1 protein-coding gene is annotated in these 404 nt (G+C 57.9%); it reads left to right on the top strand.

Annotated features, from left to right (window positions below; all coding sequences use genetic code 11):
* The coding region (locus GSQ82_RS10410) for a condensation domain-containing protein (protein WP_216847065.1) at positions 1-404 on the top strand (404 nt) is incomplete at both ends.

Consider the following 404-nt stretch of genomic DNA (forward strand, 5'->3'; position numbering starts at 1 on the left):
TGCTTCCGTGGATGGCACAGCCGAACAGAAGATCGCTTCGATTGCAGACAATCCTTTTCTTCTTCTCGAAGAGGACCTGCGTCAGCAGGGCGACGTAGAGGCGGCCCTACAACAGCAGGTGGTTCAGGAGATAGAGACATCTTTCGATCTGCAAGCCGGTCCGCTGCTTCGCGGCAGGCTCCTTCGGACCAGCGAAGACGAACATGTTCTGTTGATCACCATGCACCATATCGTCTCCGATGGCTGGTCGATTGGGGTGCTGGTCCACGAGTTGAGCACTTTATACAGTGCTTATCTACGGGGCGAGCCGGACCCACTCCCAGTGCTGCCCATCCAGTATGCGGATTATGCTGTCTGGCAGCGGGAGTGGATCGAGGGGGAGGTGCTGCAGCAGCAGGCGGCGT

Source organism: Granulicella sp. L60 (assembly GCF_009765825.1).
Lineage (GTDB): Bacteria > Acidobacteriota > Terriglobia > Terriglobales > Acidobacteriaceae > Edaphobacter.